Origin of the sequence: Kurthia sp. Dielmo, from assembly GCF_000307285.2 — a bacterium.
Lineage (GTDB): Bacteria > Bacillota > Bacilli > Bacillales_A > Planococcaceae > Kurthia > Kurthia populi.
In genome coordinates this window covers 59,146-77,838 of the sequence record NZ_HE578963.1, presented here as the reverse complement: position 1 = coordinate 77,838, position 18,693 = coordinate 59,146, and the positions used below count along the sequence as shown (strand labels likewise).

Here is an 18,693-nt window from a genome sequence, read left to right as displayed (position 1 = left end):
TTCCTTTTCTGTCATTTTTTTAAGTATACCAAAAGATTTCCAAAAACCACGCGTAATTACTGTATACAAAAAAACAGGGACTCAAATGAATCCCTGTTTTTTATCATTTAAAGCGCTGTATCGTCTACACCATCTAAATACGCACGAATTGCTATCATCACATCTTCTAAACAGCCATCTTCAAATGGTGATACAAGATTTGCTTCTGCAACAAGTTTTGTGAATGATTTTGATCCACCTTGGCGACATAAATGAAGATAATCTTTCCACGCATCTGCATGGTTTTCACGGTCACGTTTCCAGAATTGGAACGCACACACCTGAGCCAATGTGTAGTCAATATAATAAAACGGACTATTATAAATATGTTGCTGACGTTGCCAGAAACCGCCACGCTCTAAATAGTCATAGCCATCGTAGTCACGATGTGGTAAATAAATCTCTTCGATTTTTTTCCACGCTGCTTTACGCTCAGCTGGTGTCATTTCTGGATTTTCATACACAACATGCTGGAATTCATCGACAGCAACACCATATGGTAAGAATAATAGTGCTTCACTTAAATGTGAGAATTTATATTTCTCAACATCTTCTTTGAAGAATAACTCCATCCAAGGCCATGTGAAAAATTCCATACTCATTGAATGGATTTCACATGACTCATAGGTTGGCCATAAATATTCCGGAATGCCGATGTTACGACTAGAGTACACTTGGAAGGCATGGCCTGCTTCGTGTGTTAATACATCGATGTCCCCAGATGTACCGTTGAAGTTTGAGAAAATATACGGTGAGTTGTAGTCTTCAATAAACGTACAATAACCGCCGCCCTCTTTGCCTTTTTTCGCTACTAAATCCATTAAGTTATGGTCAATCATAAAGTTGAAAAATTCGCTTGTTTCGCGAGAAAGTTCATCATACATTTTTTTACCATTATCAACAATCCATTGTGGGTCACCTTTTGGAATGGCATTCCCTGTTTTAAAAGCAATTGGTTCATCATATGATTTTAATTTATCAACGCCGATACGTTTCGCTTGGCGCTCACGTAATTCCGTTGCGTATGGTACGACAACGTCACGAATTTGGTCACGGTAGTTTTTCACCATTTCCGCATTGTAGTCCACGCGATTCATTAACACATAGCCAAGCTCTACATAGTTTTTGTAGCCCATTTTTGTCGCCATTTCATGACGGACTTTTACTAAATCGTCATAAATGCGGTCAAACTCGTCTTCATGTGCGCTGTAGAAGCCAAATCGGGCCTCTTGAGCGGCTTTACGTACATCGCGGTCACTTGATTCAGCAAATGGACCAAGTTGCGCTAACGTGTACGTTTCACCGTTAAAATCGATTTGTGCCGATGCGACAAGTTGCTGATACTCAGAAGATAATTTATTTTCTTTTTGCATTAGGTCAATAATATCTTTTGAAAAGCCTTTGATTTGGTAGTCAGCTAAGTCAAATAACTGCTGGCCCCATTTTGCTTCAAGCTCTGTACGGAATTTTGAAGTAGTTAGCGCTTTGTAGTATTCCGTTACAAACTCTTCGTATTGCGGGCTGATTTCGTCGATATACTCGCGCTCTGCTTTATAAAATTCATCAAGTGTATCAATCGATGCGCGAATATAGCATAAGTTCGCTGCAGTCGAGAAACGATTTTGAATGGTATTGATTTGGTCAATAACCTCACTTTGTGCTTCCACAGTATCAGCTGCATTGAATTTTTCCAGTAATTCAGTGTAGTCTTGTTTAATATCGTCCATGTCCGGGCGTGCATATTGATAATCGTTAAAGGTTACCATTTTTTCATCCTCCTCTATTTCGCATCACGAAATAATTACTATTATTATTGTCATTTATTAATTGAAAATTTGCAACAATTATTCGGAATATCTCGTTATACCTAGAAATATATCCCACAAAGATGTAAATTAGCGTAAAATACTTATTTTTTTTCCCACATTGTGATAATCTAATTCTATGCCTAAATTTTAAAGTGAGGTGCTTACATTGGTAGGACGTAATGATCCTTGTCCATGTGGTAGTGGCAAAAAGTATAAAAAGTGTCATGGTAAAAATGTAAATGGCGATATTACTGCAGTAGTAGAAAGTGAAATTACTCGTCTTAAAGGCGTTTTTGCTCAACACTACTATCAAAATTTCAACTATAAATTACAACCACGTTATCAAGCATGGAGTCAAGAACTTCAACATGCTCCACATCTTCCAGAGGGATATCTTGAGTACGCTGTAGCTGATACAGCAATGTACGTTGATGAACCTGCAGATTGGAAACAATATGTTGAACAAATTCAAGCGGATGATTCAGTTCGCGAACAAGTAAAAGCTGTATTCGCAGAAGCGGCAGAAGCTAAATTCGCATTAGCAGAAGTAACAGGTAGCGACGAAAACGTATTAAACTTACAAGACGTTGCCACTGGTGAAACTTATGTAATGCCAATTTCAGAAAATGCAAAAACTGCAAAATGGGTATTTGGTGTAATCTTTAATGATTCACGTGTCGGTGAAAACGGAATTTCTGTTGCGCAAAGCACATTATTCATTCCAGAAGCACTTAGCATGGTAACAGATATCATGAAAGCTAAAATCGAAAACGGTGTAACGGACGCATTAGAACTTTACAAAGCATTCGTTGAAATCTTAGAAAACGATACAACTGATGCTCCTGTTGAAGCAAAAGAAGTAACGGCTACTGAGGAAGCAATCGTTGAAGAAGATGGCGATGCAGATGCTGGTGAACCAGTAGAAGCTGAAGAAATCGTAGAAGTTGAAGAAGCAACTGAAGAGCAAACTTTCGAACAAGAAATCGCTGCTCTTGTAAAAGCTTATTTAACTGAATACAGCTTAGATGCAACTGATTTCGTGAAATCTGTAGATGCTTACTTAGCTGAAACAGACATTAAAGCGAAAAAAGCTGGCGCTGTAGCTGCTGGTGCAATCCTTGCTGGTCAAACAGCTGGTGTTGTTCCAGAAGGCGGCCTATCTAAAGTTAAAGATGTTGCAGAGCATTTTGATGTTTCTTCATCATCATTATCTAAATACCGCAAAGAAATCGCTGAATACTTAGCGAAATAATTTGCACAAAAAAAGGAATCGCGCATTGGCGCGGTTCCTTTTTTTATTGTCACATATAGAAAAATTCATTTTTATACACCTGTGGATAACTTAGCGACCAAAAAGCCAAGCGCGTAAAATCGCTAGTTTCTCTCGTTCACGTACTTTACGACGAATGCCCCCTGGCGTTTTCGCACCAAGCGTATCCACCTTTAAGCCCTGCCACTTCGCGAGTACCTTCGCCCGTTCTAAGTGATAGTCATTTGAAATGATGGTCACCTGCGTCATTTCTGGTAGGAGCTTATGTGTAAAAACAATATTTTCATACGTCGATGTCGAGCGGTCCTCTTCGGTAATGCGCGCCGCATCAATTCCCTGCTTCGTCAAATAACGCTTCATAACCGAGGCCTCGGTATGATTTTCATCAAAGCCTTGACCACCAGAGACGATGACGTGCACATGCGGATAACGCGTCGCATACGCTGCCGCGACATCTAGACGGTAACGTAGCGCATTCGTTGGTGTCCCATCACGTTGTACCTTTGCGCCTAATACAAGCACATATGGATAAACTCCATTCGCTTTTGGATAGTGCCCTCGTCTTAGCGCAACGCTCGTTAAACTATATATAGCGGCTACCATTGATAAAGCGCCAAAAATCTTTTTCATTACCATCACCTCATTTAAAAAAAGAGAGGGGTTGATTCCTCTCTTTTACGGTCTATTCCTTTAATTTATAACGACTTACTAATTCCATCAAGTTTTCTGCTGTCGCCGCAAGTTCATCGGCGCTTTTAGTTACTTCATACATCGACATACTCGACTGCTCAACAGAAGCGGTCGTTTGTTGAATACCAGCGGCCGATTCTTCTGTTAGCGCGGCATTATCCTCCACAATATGCGTCATGCCAACGCTCTCGCTTAGCACTGCTGTTAAGTTTTGAGATACTTCGCTCACATTATTTGCCACTTCGACAATCGCATCGTGAATCGTCGTAAAATTATCACCTGTATGTTGAATTTGTGCCGTCCCTTTTTCGACAGCCGCATAACCTGTTTGCAAGGCATCTACTACATCGCTTGTTTCTTGTTGAATACCGCTCACGATGCCCGTAATATCTGACACCGAGCTAGATACTTGTTCCGCTAATTTACGCACCTCATCAGCGACAACCGCAAAGCCCTTACCATGCTCGCCTGCACGCGCCGCTTCGATTGCCGCGTTTAGCGCCAGTAAATTCGTTTGATCCGAAATTTCTTGGATGACTTCAACAAGCTGTGTAATTTCTTTTGATTGGTCGTATAAATGATGCACTTTCGTCACGGAATCTTTGACGATATGGTCGATTTCAACCATTTGTTGCACTGAATCATTCATCAACGCTTGACCATCTTTTGTATTGTCTAATGCGGTCGTTGCGTGATGCTGAATTTGCGTACCGCTATCATTGACATCATTTAGGTGACGCGTAAATTTCTCCATTTTCGATGACATATCACCAGAGTTCCCTGCTTGTGACTCGGCGCTTTGTGCTAATTCATTCATCGTAATCGCAATTTGATTTGAGCCTTCCATCGTTTCATTCGCCGATTGATGTAGCTCTTCACTATGCGCAGAAAGTACTTCCGCATTTTCCTTAATCTGTTGTAACATTACATTGTTCTTTTCTAGTAGCTGATTGCTAATATCGACAAGCTGCGCTGTTTCATCGCGTAAATTCGTGTCGATTTTATCGCCCGTCAAGTCACCATCTGCAACGGCGCGTAATTGACGAATAACACGATTAAGCGGTTTTGTAATCGCTGTTGCCGTAAAGAGCGCGATACCCACCCCAACAATTAAAATAATTACCGACACAGTAATCGACATTTTAATGATGTTTTCCCCAACAGTTATCGCTGTCTTACTGTCTTCTAACACCTGCGTTTCACGGTCTGTCGCAATATGGTTAAAGCCTTCCATCATATCGCGCGCATACGTTTGTGCCTCGCCTTGTAAAAGTTCAGAGGCTTGTTCTTTTTCACCATTGTCATAGGCTGCGAACACTTCATTCGTAATAATATCAGACCACTGTGTATTTTTTTCAAGCAATGCCTTTGTTTCTGCAGAAGTCGACATGCGCTCAAGATTAGCCGCAATTTCCTCTGCTTCTGTCGAATACGTTTCAAATTTATCCTTATAATCTTGCTCACCAGTTAATAAATACCCGCGCACTAACGCGATGCGCTCCGCAATATTAAACGACATTTTCTCATCATTCACAAGCAGTGGTAGCTTTTGATTCCCTAAATCTTTTAGACCCGAATTGATTTTATTAATGGAAGTAATGCTATAAATACTCAACATTAAATTCAACACGAGTACGGCCGCAAATCCCATTAAAATCTTTGTTTTTAGCTTACGAAAATTAAAATACTTTTTCATATTCTCCCCCTAAAACAAGGAATATAGTAATGCATATTCCGTTTTTTCTTCCTTCTATATAAACCTATTTTACTATTTAATACAGATACTTACAATCAAACGAAACATTTTACACAAACTGTACACATATAATGGAAACGTTCATTTTTAACGCAAAAAAGCAGGTAGCGCATTTACATACGCTACCTGCTTCAGCCGTAAAACGAAAAATTAAAGCTCTACGTTATGGAAAATTTGTTGTACATCTTCAAGCTCGTCTAAAGCATCAATCATTTTTTCAAATTGTGCTTTTGATTCGTCATCAAGTTGTACTTCTGTTTGTGGAAGCATTGAAATTTCAGCTACTGTGAATTCTTCGATGCCTTCCGCTTTTAATGCATTATCTACTTTTGCGAAGTCTGTTGGCTCAGCATAGATAATTGTTACATCGCCTTCTTCAAATACGTCACGAATATCGATGTCAGCCATGATGAATGTTTCTAATAACTCGTCTGCCGATTTACCTTCCACACCGAAAACAGCTGTTTTTGTGAACATATAATCTACTGAACCTTTTACGCCCATGTTACCGCCGTTTTTACCGAAAGCAGCACGTACGTCAGAAGCAGTACGGTTTACGTTGTTTGTTAGGGCATCTACGATTACCATTGAACCGTTTGGACCGAAACCTTCGTAGCGTAATTCGTCGAATACTTCATCCACATTACCTTTCGCTTTGTCGATTGCGCGGTCGATGATGTGTTTTGGTACGCTATATGTTTTTGCACGTTCTAAAACGATTTTTAGAGCGCCATTTGATTCTGGATCAGGTTCGCCTGATTTTGCCGCTACATAAATTTCACGACCAAATTTAGCGTTAATACGGCTAGCATCTTTATCTTTTGCTGCCTTTTTTTCTTTAATGTTATTCCACTTACGTCCCATGTAATTTCACTCTCTTTCAAAATTAGGATACATTTAAATGACGTTGTGGGCAGAAAAATAGCGCCCACAGAAGGACGAGCCATTAATGGACTTTATTATACACTATTCGAATACTCGGAAAAAGGAAAAGTTATACAAGGTCCATCCCTTTTCAACAGAAAAGGAGACGTAATCTACAAAAAAGGATGCGACCTTTCACAAAAAATAACAAGCAGAAACCAGCATAAGCTATGATTTCTGCTTGTAGGTATCCTTATAAATCTGAGGCGCTAAATGTATTGCCATGTTTTAAATCGCCGTATTCATAGCCTCGTTCTAGCCATTTCATACGTTGTGCAGAAGTACCATGCGTAAATGTTTCTGGTACGGCATAGCCCTGTGATTGTTTTTGAAGTGTATCATCACCGATTGCACTTGCTGCTTTAATCGCCTCTGAGAAATCACTCTTATCTAAATATTGCTTATTATGATGCGCGAATACGCCCGCATAATAATCCGCCTGTAGCTCAAGCTTTACAGACAAGGCGTTCGCCTGCTCTTTTGATACTTGGCGCTGTTCTTTACTTACTTTTGTTGATGTACCTAATAAATACTGCACATGATGTCCAACCTCATGTGCTACGACGTACGCCATCGCAAAATCACCAGGTGCCTTAAACTGATTTTTTAATTCCTGATAAAAACTCAAATCAATGTAGAGCTTCTGATCACCCGGACAATAAAATGGCCCGACTGCGGAAGTTGCACTACCACAAGCGGTCGAGACACTGTTCGTAAATAATACGAGCGTTGGATTTTTGTATGTTAAGTTATTTTCTTTGAAAACATCCTTCCATACATCCTCTGTATCAGCGAGCACAACGCTCACAAAATCTGCAAGCTCTTCCTCTTCAGCAGTTGGCTCATAATTTTGTGTTGCTTGATTTGTTTGATTCGTAGAAGAGTTATTCATAATGTCCGTTGGATTGCCACCAAGTAATGTATAGATAATGACAACGATAATTCCGAGACCACCAAGACCACCGCCAAGTGCTAGTCCGCCACCACTTCTACCACGTTGGTCTTCGACATTGCTACTTTTTCTTCTGCCTTTCCATTCCATATCGAAACACCTCACTTTGTCGTTGATATACCCTTATTTTCCCACAAAAAAACAGCGGTTAACACCACTGTTTTACGCTTTTCTCAGTTTTTCAGCTGTTTGTACCATATCCGATGAGATTTGATGCAAAACATGCACGAGTTCTGCTGTATTTTTGACGTTACTGACTTGCTGCTCCGCCTGATTCATAATTACTGCGGTCGTCTGCTGATTTTCTTTTAATAGTGACGTGATACGATACAAATTCTCAAGCGTCGCCTTCGAAGTTTCGTCTACTTTTAATGAATAGCTAGCAGATTGTGTTAATAGCTCCGTCGTACTTAGTGTGTCCTGTGTAATTTGTTTAAAGGTCATTTCAGAATCATTCATATACGCGTCACTATCGTTTAACTGCGACACGACCGTTTGCATATCGCCGAGCATTTGCTTTGCATGCGTAATACTGGTTGTGCTTTGCTGTTGAATGGACAATGCTATCTTATCTGACGCCTCCGCAAGCGCCGATACCTCACTTGCCACTACTGCGTGCGCACCAGCCCGTGACGCTTCAATCGAAGCATTTAATGCCAGCAGTTTCGTCTGTCGTGCAATGCCATTAATTTTTTGTGCCAGTTGGTCAATTTGCTGTACCTGCTGCTGATACGTTTCAATTGTCAATGCGAGCTCATGCACAGATGCTGTTGATTTTTTAAATTGCTGTTGTGTATTGCCAATAAGCTGTTGACCATTCATCGCATTCTCCGAAACATACTGTGCCTTTTGCTGCCCCTCTACTGCAAGCTGTGTGACAGTTGCTAAATCGGCACTTAATGCCATCATCTTCTGCTCAGACGATTCTAAATCATGTACTTGTAAATCCATTGTTGTCGATAAATTCGTAATCGACTCACGCGTATGCTCAATGGATTCATGTGATTTTACAGAGCTTGATACGAGTTCCTCTGCTGTTTGCTGTAAATGTGTCACTGTTCGTTCAAAAACCGTCAAAATCGACTGTCGTTCCTCTGTTAATAGCTGCTGTCTCGTATGCTCCTCTTCTTTAATCGCCTGATTACGCTGTACAATTAGCACGATATTCGCCGCGCTCGTAGAAATTAAAAATACAGCATGAATCATAAGTAATCTGAAATGATAGTCATGTGTACCACAAATCAGTTCCGGAAATAAAAAATAACCTGCAAAATGATGTACCGCAAAAAGAATCGTACTCAGCACAATCATACGAACAGACCCTAAAAAAGCAATCATCGCAAGCACCATAAAAATGGAAAAATGATACTCCACCATGCCATTACCCATCGCAATAATCGCCATCGATGCAAAGGTATTTGAAAGCGTCAGTACAGTCGGTAGCATGTCATGATTTGGATTACGTTTATACAATATCGTACTCATAGCAAGTAACAACATTGCTATGCTAAAAAAGCTCCAACGTATTAACTCAATCGACCAGTGATGTTTCCCTTCATGATGCATCAGTTGATAGTCTGCTAGGAAATGAAATTGCTGATGTAAAATCATGACGGTGATCATAAGCATTACGGTCAACGATGTTAAAATAATCATCAGCTTATGCTTATTCATTTTGTGTTACACCTCTTTTATTATTTTTTCGTTTCCTCTTTTATTCCCATAGACCTACTATTCGCAAAAATCTATATCTTTTAAACTACTCAAAATATAGAAAAAACAGGAAGCATTTATTGCCTCCTGCTCATATCTATTAGCACAATTTCTCTAGTAATTTCGTACAGCCTTCTAAGCAAAGCTGATAGGTTTCCTCAAAATCCCCCGTATAATATGGGTCTGGTACTTCTTTTACTGTATGCGCGGTTAAATCAAGCAAGCGAATGACTTCTTTGTCTCCACCTAAAATACGGCGCGTATTTTCAACATTACTCTCATCCATACAAATAAAATAATCAAATCGCTCGCCGTCCTCTTTCGTCAGTGGGCGACTATACATGCCCTCTGTTGAAATGTCATGTTCTCGAAGTTTCGCAAGCGTTCCCTTATGTGGGCGCTCTCCCTCATGCCAGCCGGCTGTTCCCGCTGAATCAATCGTAAATGCTGCTTCTAGGTTTTGTTGCTTTACTAAATCTCGAAAAATTGCCTCTGCCATCGGTGAGCGACAAATATTGCCTAAACAAATGAATACTACCTTTTTCATTCTTTTCCTCCATTAAAAAAGAGCTAGAAGAAATCACTCCCTCTAACCCATTTATTTGTTAGTTCCAAGGCCAGTAGCGGAATAATACTTTCCCATCCACTGCATCTTTTGTAATAAAGCCATACGCACGCCCATCGCTACTATTTGGGCGATTATCACCTAATACGAAATAAGAATCTTTCGGTACTTCTGTTTTACCAGTTACTTCTTGCATTGTGAAGTCCTCTGTATATTTAAGACCTGTCTCTTTTTCATATTGTGCAGCTGCTTCTTTAATATAATCTTGTTTTACTTCTTTACCATTTACGTAAAGTTTTTCATCTTTCACTTCGACGTTATCGCCTGGTAAGCCGATAATACGTTTAATATAATGATCATCTTCTACAGGAGATTGGAATACGATGACGTCATCATAATCAAGACCACCTGGCTTTAAAATCATGACACGATCATTATTATGATAGGTTGGCTCCATCGATTCACCTTTTACGGTTACGGGTGCTAGTAAAAATTGGCGTACAACAAATGCAATAACAACCGCTACAAGAATTGGTACGACCCATGATAAAAGCTCTTTTGATTTACTTTGCTTTGCTTCCATTTTCTCATCACCTTTAATTTTATGAATTCTTCAATATTATGCCATTCTTTTTAAAATTGCGCTATTCACGACAGTACATTAGACAAAAAAAGGAGCAACTAGGTTCCCTTCACCTAATCACTCCTATTTTATACGTAAACCCCTATTAGTTTATGTATTGTTTTAGATCCTCTAGATGTTGTTCTGTGATGCCTAAAACTTCATAAACTTTTTGTAATGTTGTTTCGCGGACCTTTGTATCTCCACGTTCGATGCGGCTAACTGTTTTTTGAGTAACATTCGCTTTTTCTGCAAGCTCAGACTGTGTTAAGCCTACATTCATGCGTTTTTTGAAAATAATTTGGCTACGGTGTTCTGCCATTAACTCTACTGCTGATTTTTCATGTACGGCCTTACCTTGTTCTGTATTTTCTAAAATGTTAACTGTTACCATCGAATCCACCACTCCTAATTTTGTATGAATTTGCAAGTAGCAGCATTCCCAAAAATAGTTTATCGCATGTAGTATCCCCTTTGCGGTTGACTATTTCTCAGCAGCAATTTTTCGTTGTAATTCTTGTCGAAGCTCGTCAATTGTCTGTTCTAAGCGGTGAGTATATTCATCGCGACCTTCTTTACCCTTCGCCTCTACATAAAAAGGCTCTCCGAAAATTAAATATCCCTTTTGACGCTTGAAGACATCTTTCGGATTGTTCGGGCCGATATATGCTGCGGGAACTACTGGCGCCTTGGCTAATTGCGCGATTGTAATTGTCCCTTGTTTCAAAGAATCTCCCTCGGCATTTCGCGTGCCACTTGGAAAAATCCCTACCACCTTGCCTTCTTTTAAAAGCTGACGCGGTACTTTAATTACACTTGGACCTGGATTATCGCGATCAACTGGAAAAGCATTCATTTTCCCGATAAACCAGCCAAGCCCCTTAATATCAAAAAGTTGTTTTTTCGCCATGAAATGAATTGGCGTTGGATAAATAGAAACACCTAGATTCAAAATATCAATCCAACCTGTATGCGTACAAGCGATAATATAGCCGCCCTCTGTCGGTAAATTATTCTTGTTATAAACCTTTACTTTGTTAAATAATCCTAAAAACCAAATTACAAACCTTGCTACTCGTTTATACATTTTTATCTCCAGCCTTTACAAAATTTCGGACCAATCCGTCCCACTTTGTATCGTGACCTTTTTCCACCAACTCGTCAACTACCTGTGGACAAATTGATGTGACAAAAATACAAAAACTTCGCATTGAATCGTCGGCTTTTATCTTCCTATATGTAAATATTGTAAATGAATTTTCAAAAAATTAAAGCCCTATTTAGATAAAATCTTTAAATTATTTTGTTTTTTCAAAAAATTTACGTTTAAAAGAGCAATTTTTGACATAAATAATCCAATTTTCCACTCCCTATTTATGACATAAAAAGATAAATTTCGTTTCTAGAAAAACTGCAGTAACAACTATATGTCCTCCTGACATGGAAAAAACGATAACATAGTCATGTTATCGTTTTGTGCATTTAGCCCCTCATTTGCTTCGCGAGAAAGCCACCATTTAATTTATTTGGCTCGTACGATACGATAAATGCTTTCGGCCACATTTGTAAAATCGCCGCGCGCAGTTTCTTTTCGTTTTTTCGTTTTGCGATAACGGTCATACATAATTTACGCCCGTCCTTACCGTCCGCAAACCAAGATGTGACACCATATCCTCGTTCACGAAGTTGCGAAACGATTTCAAACTCAGCGGCATCGACAATGATTTCAAATAATACATAGCCAAGCGCTAGACGGCGTTCAATCAGGCTACCGACGTAGACACCAAGTCCCCAACCGAAGCAGTACGCGGCCATATTCCATGGATTTGAGATTTCATCAAGCACCATTGTCAGACCGATTAAATACACAAATACTTCAACCATCGATAAAATGGAGGCAACCTTTGTATATCCCTTAATTACCATAATTAGACGTAGTGTTGTCAGCGTCATATATGTGACATTAATGATGATAATTAAAATAACTGTTTCTAACATGGGATGCACCTCCTTACCTCATTTCTATTCCCTCCTCGGATGTATTTACGCATAAAAAAAAGCCTCCACATAGTATGTGTGAGACTTTTTTTAATTTAAGATATGCGTTTTTTGACATCTTGCTTTTGCAAGAAAAAGTACAGTAAAATGACGGAAATAATATTTAGTAAAATACCACCAATTAAACACGCCCATTGGATATGAGGAGGAAGCACGCGCGTCATGCCAAATGTGATGCTTAAACAACCAATCACAATACAAATTAAATAGGCTGGTAATCGATTCATTCATGTTCCTCCTCATTGTTTATTATCGCCAATACTATCATTTATTATATGAAATGTCTAAATACTTTATTTATTTGAGCTATTGTTGTCATGCAATTGACATCTTTTTATGGTAAATTATTAAGGATTAACAGAAAGGCGCTGATGTTTTGCGTTTTATAAAATTTTTACCATTAATCGTCTTGATTATTATTATTTTCATTTCATCAGCTACACCCTACCAACAACAAAGTATTGTACCTGATTTGATGAAATGGTTACCTGGCGAACCACTTAATAGCATATTATCACGTATTCATATTCCGTATTACGGCATGGATATTTCCGTTGAGACACGTGGCTATTATTACTTTTTAGAATTTCTTGTACGTAAGTTTGCACATATTACAGCATTTGGCGCGATTGCCATTGCGGTTTATATTGCGCTTCCTAAACGACGTCTGCGCTACGTACTATCACTTGTCGTAACCTTCTTTTTTGCTTGTATTGATGAACTTCATCAACATTTTACATCTGGGCGTACTGCTTCGATGCAAGATGTATTTCTTGATACATTTGGCGGGATTTTATGGCTAACGATTTTTGTGCTCATTGCACGCAAAGTTAAAAAATCACCTACAAAAAAGGAGACAGCTCAGTAGCTCGTCTCCTTTTTTCTATAATAAGTAGGTCATTAAATATTCATCAATAAATTCCCCGTCTTCATCACGAATAGACTTTTTATCAATGCCCACCACTTCAAAGCCAAGTTTTTTATAAAGCTCAAATGCCGGCTCATTGCTTGTGAAAACGCCAAGGTCAAGCTTTTCTAATTCCGCATGCTCGCGCGACCAATTAATAATTTCTTTCATAATTGCGGCGCCTGCACCGTTACCACGTGCATCTGGTGACACATAGACCGAGCCGATATAACCGCGATGCTTCGTTTTAATCGCTGTTTCAAGTGTCAAAGTAGCTACACCTAATAACCGCCCATTGATAAAGGCTCCAAAAATATGTTCATGATCTTTTTTAATCGTCTTTTCGACACGCTCGACCGGATTATCATGACTTGTCGCTTCTGTATACGTTTCACCGAAAGCTCCAGGATCCTGCTTTAATGCCTCTTTACGCAGTGCCCAGTATGCTTTCGCGTCACTTTCTTCTAGCAATCGAATTTCCATTGTCATCGTATCACCTCTTAAAATTGTCGTTTTGCTAATTGTTGAATGGGATCCCAGACAGAGTTAAATGGTGGCGCATACGATAAATCTAAATCTAATAAATCACGTAACGTCATACGCTGCTGAAGAGCTGTCGCAAAAACATCTAGGCGCTTATCGACGCCTTCCTTGCCGATAATTTGCATACCAAGTAGCTCCTGCGTACGTTTACGCCAAATAATTTTCAGCGTCAAGGCCTCAACACCCGGGTAATAACCTGCATGATTCCCCGCTTCATGTGTATATGTTTCATATTGGTAACCTGCTTTTTGCACTTCAAGCTCATTTAAGCCGGTCTTCCCAATTTGTAAATCAAAGCATTTTAAAATCGATGTGCCCACAATCCCTCGGAACTCATCAGGAATACCTGCCATATTTAAGCCTGCTAGACGTCCTTGTTTATTCGCCGTTGTACCGAGCGGGATGTAGTCATTTTTACTTTTCACATTATGATAATGGGACGCACAATCTCCTGCCGCATAAACGTACTGCATGCTTGTCTCTAAATGAGGGTTCACCAATACCGCCCCATTTTTCAATGTATAAATGCCACTATCTTCTAGGAATGCTGTATTCGGCTCAACACCTACCGCCTCAACGACAATATCTGTCGGGTAGCTTGCATGCTCGGTGCGTACCGCCGTCACATGATCCTCTCCCTCGTAGCCAAGCAGCTTTTCATTAAAAATAACTTCGACGCCTTTTTCTTTTAGTTCCGTATGAATTTTTTCAGCAAATGAATACTCTAAGAAGCTTGCGACTTGCTTGCCACGTAAAATCATGCGTACTTTTTTACCAGCATTCGTAAATGTTTCCGCAAGCTCAAGCGCGATATAGCCACCGCCAATAATCGTGACATGCTCGACATCCGCCATTTTTGCCTTCACATCATTCGTATGTGGAATTGTTTTAAAATAATAGATGCCCTCTAATGGATAGTCTGCATCATCAAGCGCTTTGCGTGGCTCTGCACCTGTTGCAATTAATAGACGGTCATAGCTTTCTTCAAATGGCTCATTCGTATCCGTTTTATAGCCGTATACAACGCGCTCAATACAATCAACCTTCGTCACACAATGACCTGTGCGTGCGTCAATGCCATACTTTTCATTAAACTGTGCCGCCGTTTTATGTACAACATCCTCGGCATTTGGCACGCGTCCATCTAACACATAAGGTAGCCCACATTGTCCATACGAATAATGTTGCCCCTTATCTAACGTTGTGATTTTTGCTTCCTTATCATGGCGATAAATTTCCATTGCGGCACTCATTCCAGCCGCATCGCCTCCAACAATTACATATTTCATATCCGTTCACCTCACTCAGTCTTTTCCCCGTCATTCCTAATTCAAAACGATACAAAAAAGAGACTAGGACAAAACATGTCATTTTCCTTTTTTAGCGTTCGCAACGAAAACCCGGAACCGCACCACAGCGCGATTCCGGTTGTTTTTACACGTCGGTCAAAGTCCCTTTTCTTATTGCCCGATTAGTACATCTACATCAATCGTAATCTCCGTTAGCATACCCGCTTCAATTTGCTGCTCTTGATGCCAGCCCATGGGCGTCATATGCGCAAGTAACGGTACAAGCTCACTGCGAATCGGCAATGTCGTCGTCACGCGCTGTACGCGCACGTCGTCAAAGTTTTCACTAAAGCGTGCAACTGTCTTATCATTCGAATACGATTCCTTCTCTGAATCCGCAAAAAATAGCGCACGTAATTCACGTAAATAACCCGCCTGTGGCACGATTTTAATAACCTTCCCGTTCGGTTTTAAAATACGCTTAAACTCTTCGTAATTTGCTGGTGATAAGAAATTCAAAATGACATCAAAGGCATTTTCCGCATACGGACTTTTCGCTAGGTCGCCAACTACCCACATCATATCTGCGTAGTTTTTCGCCGCCTGCACGATGCCTTCTTTAGCAATATCAATCCCTGATGCCACCATGCTAGATGCGTAGCTCTCCTTTAATTTCGCTAAATGCGAGCCCTCACCGCAGCCCGTATCAAGAATCGCCACATCTCCGTCTAGCTCTGCTAAAATCACGTTGTAGACAGCGCGGTATAAATCGCTATCAATGACTTCCTTACGCGCCTCAAATAATGATTTATCGTACATCGATGTTGCTGGATGCGTCATCATGTTGACATAGCCCTGCTTCGCCATATCAAATGAATGATTCTCCTCGCAGCGCACTGTTCCATTTTCCTCTACCATCATCGCCTCATGACAAATCGGACATTGTAGTAGCGCACGATGCTGTGCGAAATAGTTCGCCGCACGTTGTTTTTTTGTTAGTCCCACAAAAACACCTCATATAAAAAGGAGGCTCAATTTTGGCCTCCGCATTTTTTTCTTTTAGTATACCATGCTATTTTGGTGACACGAGAATATGGCGCTCCCATTTCCTGCTTTTCCAGCGAATCATAACAACAATCGCGCGGAACCATTCATCCGCCGCAATCGCAAGCCAAATACCTGGTAAGCCCATATCCAAATGGAATACAAGGAAGTAACCAAGCGGCACACTCATGCATAGCATCGATACAATCCCTAGCATGAGCGGGAATGTCGCATCCCCTGCCGCACGCAATGTATTAATAATCGTAATGTTCACCGTACGACCTGTCTCCAGTAAAATACTGAGCACTAATACACTCGCACCAATTTTCACGACCTCTTCATTGTCTGTAAAAATACGCATAAACGGTTCACGGAAAATAATGACTACAGCGACCATGACGAGTGTGAAGCCCATTGCCCAGCGGACACTACGCCACACCTGATCATACGCCTCGTCCTTTCGCCCAGCGCCGACATAGCGCCCGACAATAATCGCCGTCCCCGCACCAATCGCCATCGCGAATAAATACGTAAACATCGAAATATTATATGCGTACTGACGTGCAGCTAGTGCCTCCGCGCTAATATACGTTACGAAATACATTAATAAAATTTGGCAAGTTTGATACAATACTTGCTCAAGCGCCGCCGGAATACCGATTTTGAAAATCTTCTTAATGTACGCCATCGGTAGCGCCACATAATCACGCCATTTAATTTTCACTTCAAGCACGCGGTACAATAGCCAGAAGAACACAATAAGTGCCAGTCCACGACTAATGACAGAAGAAATCGCCGCCCCTTGCACACCTAGCTCTGGCGCACCAAACTTACCGAAAATCAGCACATAATTTAAAATGATATGCACGATATTCATGCCAAGTGACACGTACATCGCCTGCTTCGTGAAGCTATGGACACGAACGATGGCAGCCGTCGCATTAATTAATGCCTGTAGGAAAATCCCACCACCAATAATAATTAAATACTGCTCCGCATACATTAGTACATCGCCATGTAAATTCATCGCGATCATCATCTGTTTTGAAAACAGCACAAATAGAATACTTAAAGCTAAGCCGAACACTAAATTCATGAAAATCGCAACAGCGGTAATCTTCGGTACCTCATTTAAACGACGTGATCCGATATACTGCGCCACTACGATAGAAGCACCATTGCCGATGACTTCCATAATTAAAATCGTCACATGAATAAACTGATTGGCTGTCCCAACACCGGCCACTGCTTCATCTGCTAGCTTACTTAGCATTAGCGTATCGACAATACCCATCAGCGTAAATAACAGCATCTCTAAAAAGATGGGCCATGTTAGTGAAAACAAATTCAACTTTTCTTTCATCGTTTCCATAAAGTGCCTCCTTTTTTCATAATAACTGATGTATCATAGCATAATTTTTCAAAAAGCGGTATAGCAAAACTCCATAAAAAAACAGGAAGCGCCGCGAAGCACTCCCTGACTTTTTATTTCATTAAATAGGCGATAATTAAACCAATCGATAATAAGAAACCGAAAAATGTATTGGTCATCGCTGTTGATTTCATAGCTAAGCCTTGCTTTTGTGGTACGCCTTCACCCTCGCGGAAATTCTTAATGGCCGCAATTGGTTTTGGCACACATAGTAAGACGATTAATAACCACGGGCTCACTTCACCTAAAATAACTAAGCCGATAATCCATAAATACGAGATGATAAAGCTAATCGCAAGTACTGTAATCGCTTTATCACGACCTAATAAAATCGCTAGTGTTTTACGGCCACCAATCGTATCCTCTTTAATATCACGAATATTATTCGACATATTAATGGCACCAACTAAAATTCCTAGTGGCACAGATACTAAAAAGCTCGTCATGCTCACCGTACCTGTTTGGATGAAGTAGGCAATTAAAATAAAGCCAATCCCCATGCACAGACCGGCGAATAATTCGCCAAATGGTGTGTACGCAATTGGGTACGGTCCACCTGTGTATAAGTAGCCGACCGCCATCCCGATTAAGCCGATAACAACTAGCCACCAGCTACTCGCCATACAAATGTAGACGCCAATTGCCATGGCAATCGCATACAGTACAAGTGCAAACGCAAGCACCGTTGATGGCTTTGTACCATGACGCACAAGGGCGCCACCAATTCCTACAGAATCCGCTGTATCTAAACCGCGCTTAAAGTCATAGTATTCATTAAATAAGTTTGTCGCGATTTGTAAGCATAAGCAACATACAAGCATCGCGATAAATAAAAGCCAATCGATTTTCGTATCAAAAAGCGCTAGCGCCGTCCCTAAAATAACAGGAGAAAATGTCGCTGTTAATGTATGCGGACGTGTTAACTGCCACATTAATTTCGCTGTGCTAATATCTTCGATTGGTTGTTGCATTGGTTGACCCATATCACAACTTCCTTTCAAATTTGTCTAACTCTATAATAGTAACGTATTTTTTAAGCGTTGCCAAAGCAGTCCTCCTCATTTTTTCGTATAATAAATAC

General features: G+C 40.4%; 19 protein-coding genes. 2 read left to right on the top strand and 17 right to left on the bottom strand.

Annotated elements, in window-relative coordinates:
- Positions 1-107: 107 nt before the first annotated feature.
- Positions 108-1,805: a M3 family oligoendopeptidase gene (locus tag KTHG_RS18020; protein ID WP_139995722.1), complete on the bottom strand. Its 1,698-nt coding sequence runs from the start codon at positions 1,803-1,805 to the stop codon at positions 108-110.
- Positions 1,806-2,013: 208 nt separating this feature from the next.
- Here KTHG_RS18020 and KTHG_RS18015 point away from each other — a divergent pair, with 208 nt between their 5' ends.
- The gene (locus KTHG_RS18015; RefSeq protein ID WP_139995720.1) at positions 2,014-3,099 is read left to right on the top strand and encodes a YecA family protein; all 1,086 of its coding nucleotides are present in this window, start codon (positions 2,014-2,016) and stop codon (positions 3,097-3,099) included.
- A 90-nt stretch (positions 3,100-3,189) separates the two neighbouring features.
- Here the strand turns inward: KTHG_RS18015 and KTHG_RS18010 are convergent, their stop codons facing one another.
- From KTHG_RS18010 to KTHG_RS17960, 11 genes are all read right to left on the bottom strand, one after another.
- Positions 3,190-3,747, bottom strand: a complete 558-nt coding sequence (locus tag KTHG_RS18010) for a YdcF family protein (RefSeq protein ID WP_139995718.1) — start codon at positions 3,745-3,747, stop codon at positions 3,190-3,192.
- A 52-nt stretch (positions 3,748-3,799) separates the two neighbouring features.
- Positions 3,800-5,503 carry a methyl-accepting chemotaxis protein gene (locus KTHG_RS18005; RefSeq protein WP_139995716.1) on the bottom strand — a complete coding sequence of 568 codons (1,704 nt, stop codon included), beginning with the start codon at positions 5,501-5,503 and terminating at the stop codon, positions 3,800-3,802.
- A gap of 210 nt (positions 5,504-5,713) precedes the next feature.
- Positions 5,714-6,427 carry a YebC/PmpR family DNA-binding transcriptional regulator gene (locus KTHG_RS18000; protein ID WP_126991466.1) on the bottom strand — a complete coding sequence of 238 codons (714 nt, stop codon included), beginning with the start codon at positions 6,425-6,427 and terminating at the stop codon, positions 5,714-5,716.
- 253 nt (positions 6,428-6,680) lie between these two features.
- Positions 6,681-7,529 (bottom strand): KPN_02809 family neutral zinc metallopeptidase, encoded by an 849-nt coding sequence (gene ypfJ, locus KTHG_RS17995; RefSeq protein WP_139995714.1) that lies wholly within the window; start codon positions 7,527-7,529, stop codon positions 6,681-6,683.
- A gap of 72 nt (positions 7,530-7,601) precedes the next feature.
- Entirely contained in the window at positions 7,602-9,113 is a 1,512-nt protein-coding gene (locus tag KTHG_RS17990) for a methyl-accepting chemotaxis protein (RefSeq protein WP_139995712.1), read from the bottom strand.
- Between the two features lie 139 nt (positions 9,114-9,252).
- Positions 9,253-9,699, bottom strand: coding sequence for a low molecular weight protein-tyrosine-phosphatase (locus KTHG_RS17985; RefSeq protein ID WP_139995710.1), 447 nt, complete (start codon positions 9,697-9,699; stop codon positions 9,253-9,255).
- A gap of 58 nt (positions 9,700-9,757) precedes the next feature.
- Positions 9,758-10,300 (bottom strand): signal peptidase I, encoded by a 543-nt coding sequence (lepB, locus tag KTHG_RS17980; RefSeq protein ID WP_126991470.1) that lies wholly within the window; start codon positions 10,298-10,300, stop codon positions 9,758-9,760.
- Positions 10,301-10,445: 145 nt separating this feature from the next.
- Positions 10,446-10,733, bottom strand: a complete 288-nt coding sequence (locus KTHG_RS17975) for a helix-turn-helix domain-containing protein (RefSeq protein ID WP_126991471.1) — start codon at positions 10,731-10,733, stop codon at positions 10,446-10,448.
- Positions 10,734-10,823: 90 nt separating this feature from the next.
- Positions 10,824-11,426, bottom strand: a complete 603-nt coding sequence (locus tag KTHG_RS17970; RefSeq protein WP_126991472.1) for a lysophospholipid acyltransferase family protein — start codon at positions 11,424-11,426, stop codon at positions 10,824-10,826.
- 395 nt (positions 11,427-11,821) lie between these two features.
- Positions 11,822-12,337: a DUF2179 domain-containing protein gene (locus KTHG_RS17965; protein WP_126991473.1), complete on the bottom strand. Its 516-nt coding sequence runs from the start codon at positions 12,335-12,337 to the stop codon at positions 11,822-11,824.
- Positions 12,338-12,432: 95 nt separating this feature from the next.
- Entirely contained in the window at positions 12,433-12,624 is a 192-nt protein-coding gene (locus tag KTHG_RS17960; RefSeq protein ID WP_126991474.1) for a hypothetical protein, read from the bottom strand.
- Positions 12,625-12,773: 149 nt separating this feature from the next.
- Between KTHG_RS17960 and KTHG_RS17955 the strand changes: the two genes are divergently transcribed.
- The gene (locus tag KTHG_RS17955; protein ID WP_255512500.1) at positions 12,774-13,265 is read left to right on the top strand and encodes a VanZ family protein; all 492 of its coding nucleotides are present in this window, start codon (positions 12,774-12,776) and stop codon (positions 13,263-13,265) included.
- 15 nt (positions 13,266-13,280) lie between these two features.
- Here KTHG_RS17955 and KTHG_RS17950 read toward each other — a convergent pair whose 3' ends face one another.
- From KTHG_RS17950 to KTHG_RS17930, 5 genes are all read right to left on the bottom strand, one after another.
- Positions 13,281-13,793, bottom strand: a complete 513-nt coding sequence (locus tag KTHG_RS17950; protein WP_139995708.1) for a GNAT family N-acetyltransferase — start codon at positions 13,791-13,793, stop codon at positions 13,281-13,283.
- Between the two features lie 11 nt (positions 13,794-13,804).
- A complete protein-coding gene (locus tag KTHG_RS17945; RefSeq protein WP_139995706.1) occupies positions 13,805-15,136 on the bottom strand; it encodes an FAD-dependent oxidoreductase in 1,332 nt (443 codons plus the stop codon).
- A 171-nt stretch (positions 15,137-15,307) separates the two neighbouring features.
- Positions 15,308-16,141, bottom strand: a complete 834-nt coding sequence (locus KTHG_RS17940; protein WP_139995704.1) for a putative RNA methyltransferase — start codon at positions 16,139-16,141, stop codon at positions 15,308-15,310.
- A gap of 67 nt (positions 16,142-16,208) precedes the next feature.
- A complete protein-coding gene (locus tag KTHG_RS17935; protein ID WP_139995702.1) occupies positions 16,209-17,552 on the bottom strand; it encodes an MATE family efflux transporter in 1,344 nt (447 codons plus the stop codon).
- Positions 17,553-17,665: 113 nt separating this feature from the next.
- The gene (locus tag KTHG_RS17930) at positions 17,666-18,595 is read right to left on the bottom strand and encodes a 1,4-dihydroxy-2-naphthoate polyprenyltransferase (RefSeq protein WP_139995700.1); all 930 of its coding nucleotides are present in this window, start codon (positions 18,593-18,595) and stop codon (positions 17,666-17,668) included.
- Positions 18,596-18,693: the final 98 nt, after the last annotated feature.

Coding starts and splice junctions, on each gene's coding strand:
- KTHG_RS18020 (WP_139995722.1), bottom strand. CDS start 1,805: ATGGTAACCTTTAACGATTATCAATATGCACGCCCGGACATGGACGAT.
- KTHG_RS18010 (WP_139995718.1), bottom strand. CDS start 3,747: ATGAAAAAGATTTTTGGCGCTTTATCAATGGTAGCCGCTATATATAGT.
- KTHG_RS18005 (WP_139995716.1), bottom strand. CDS start 5,503: ATGAAAAAGTATTTTAATTTTCGTAAGCTAAAAACAAAGATTTTAATG.
- KTHG_RS18000 (WP_126991466.1), bottom strand. CDS start 6,427: ATGGGACGTAAGTGGAATAACATTAAAGAAAAAAAGGCAGCAAAAGAT.
- ypfJ (WP_139995714.1), bottom strand. CDS start 7,529: ATGGAATGGAAAGGCAGAAGAAAAAGTAGCAATGTCGAAGACCAACGT.
- KTHG_RS17990 (WP_139995712.1), bottom strand. CDS start 9,113: ATGAATAAGCATAAGCTGATGATTATTTTAACATCGTTGACCGTAATG.
- KTHG_RS17985 (WP_139995710.1), bottom strand. CDS start 9,699: ATGAAAAAGGTAGTATTCATTTGTTTAGGCAATATTTGTCGCTCACCG.
- lepB (WP_126991470.1), bottom strand. CDS start 10,300: ATGGAAGCAAAGCAAAGTAAATCAAAAGAGCTTTTATCATGGGTCGTA.
- KTHG_RS17975 (WP_126991471.1), bottom strand. CDS start 10,733: ATGGTAACAGTTAACATTTTAGAAAATACAGAACAAGGTAAGGCCGTA.
- KTHG_RS17970 (WP_126991472.1), bottom strand. CDS start 11,426: ATGTATAAACGAGTAGCAAGGTTTGTAATTTGGTTTTTAGGATTATTT.
- KTHG_RS17965 (WP_126991473.1), bottom strand. CDS start 12,337: ATGTTAGAAACAGTTATTTTAATTATCATCATTAATGTCACATATATG.
- KTHG_RS17960 (WP_126991474.1), bottom strand. CDS start 12,624: ATGAATCGATTACCAGCCTATTTAATTTGTATTGTGATTGGTTGTTTA.
- KTHG_RS17950 (WP_139995708.1), bottom strand. CDS start 13,793: ATGACAATGGAAATTCGATTGCTAGAAGAAAGTGACGCGAAAGCATAC.
- KTHG_RS17945 (WP_139995706.1), bottom strand. CDS start 15,136: ATGAAATATGTAATTGTTGGAGGCGATGCGGCTGGAATGAGTGCCGCA.
- KTHG_RS17935 (WP_139995702.1), bottom strand. CDS start 17,552: ATGGAAACGATGAAAGAAAAGTTGAATTTGTTTTCACTAACATGGCCC.
- KTHG_RS17930 (WP_139995700.1), bottom strand. CDS start 18,595: ATGGGTCAACCAATGCAACAACCAATCGAAGATATTAGCACAGCGAAA.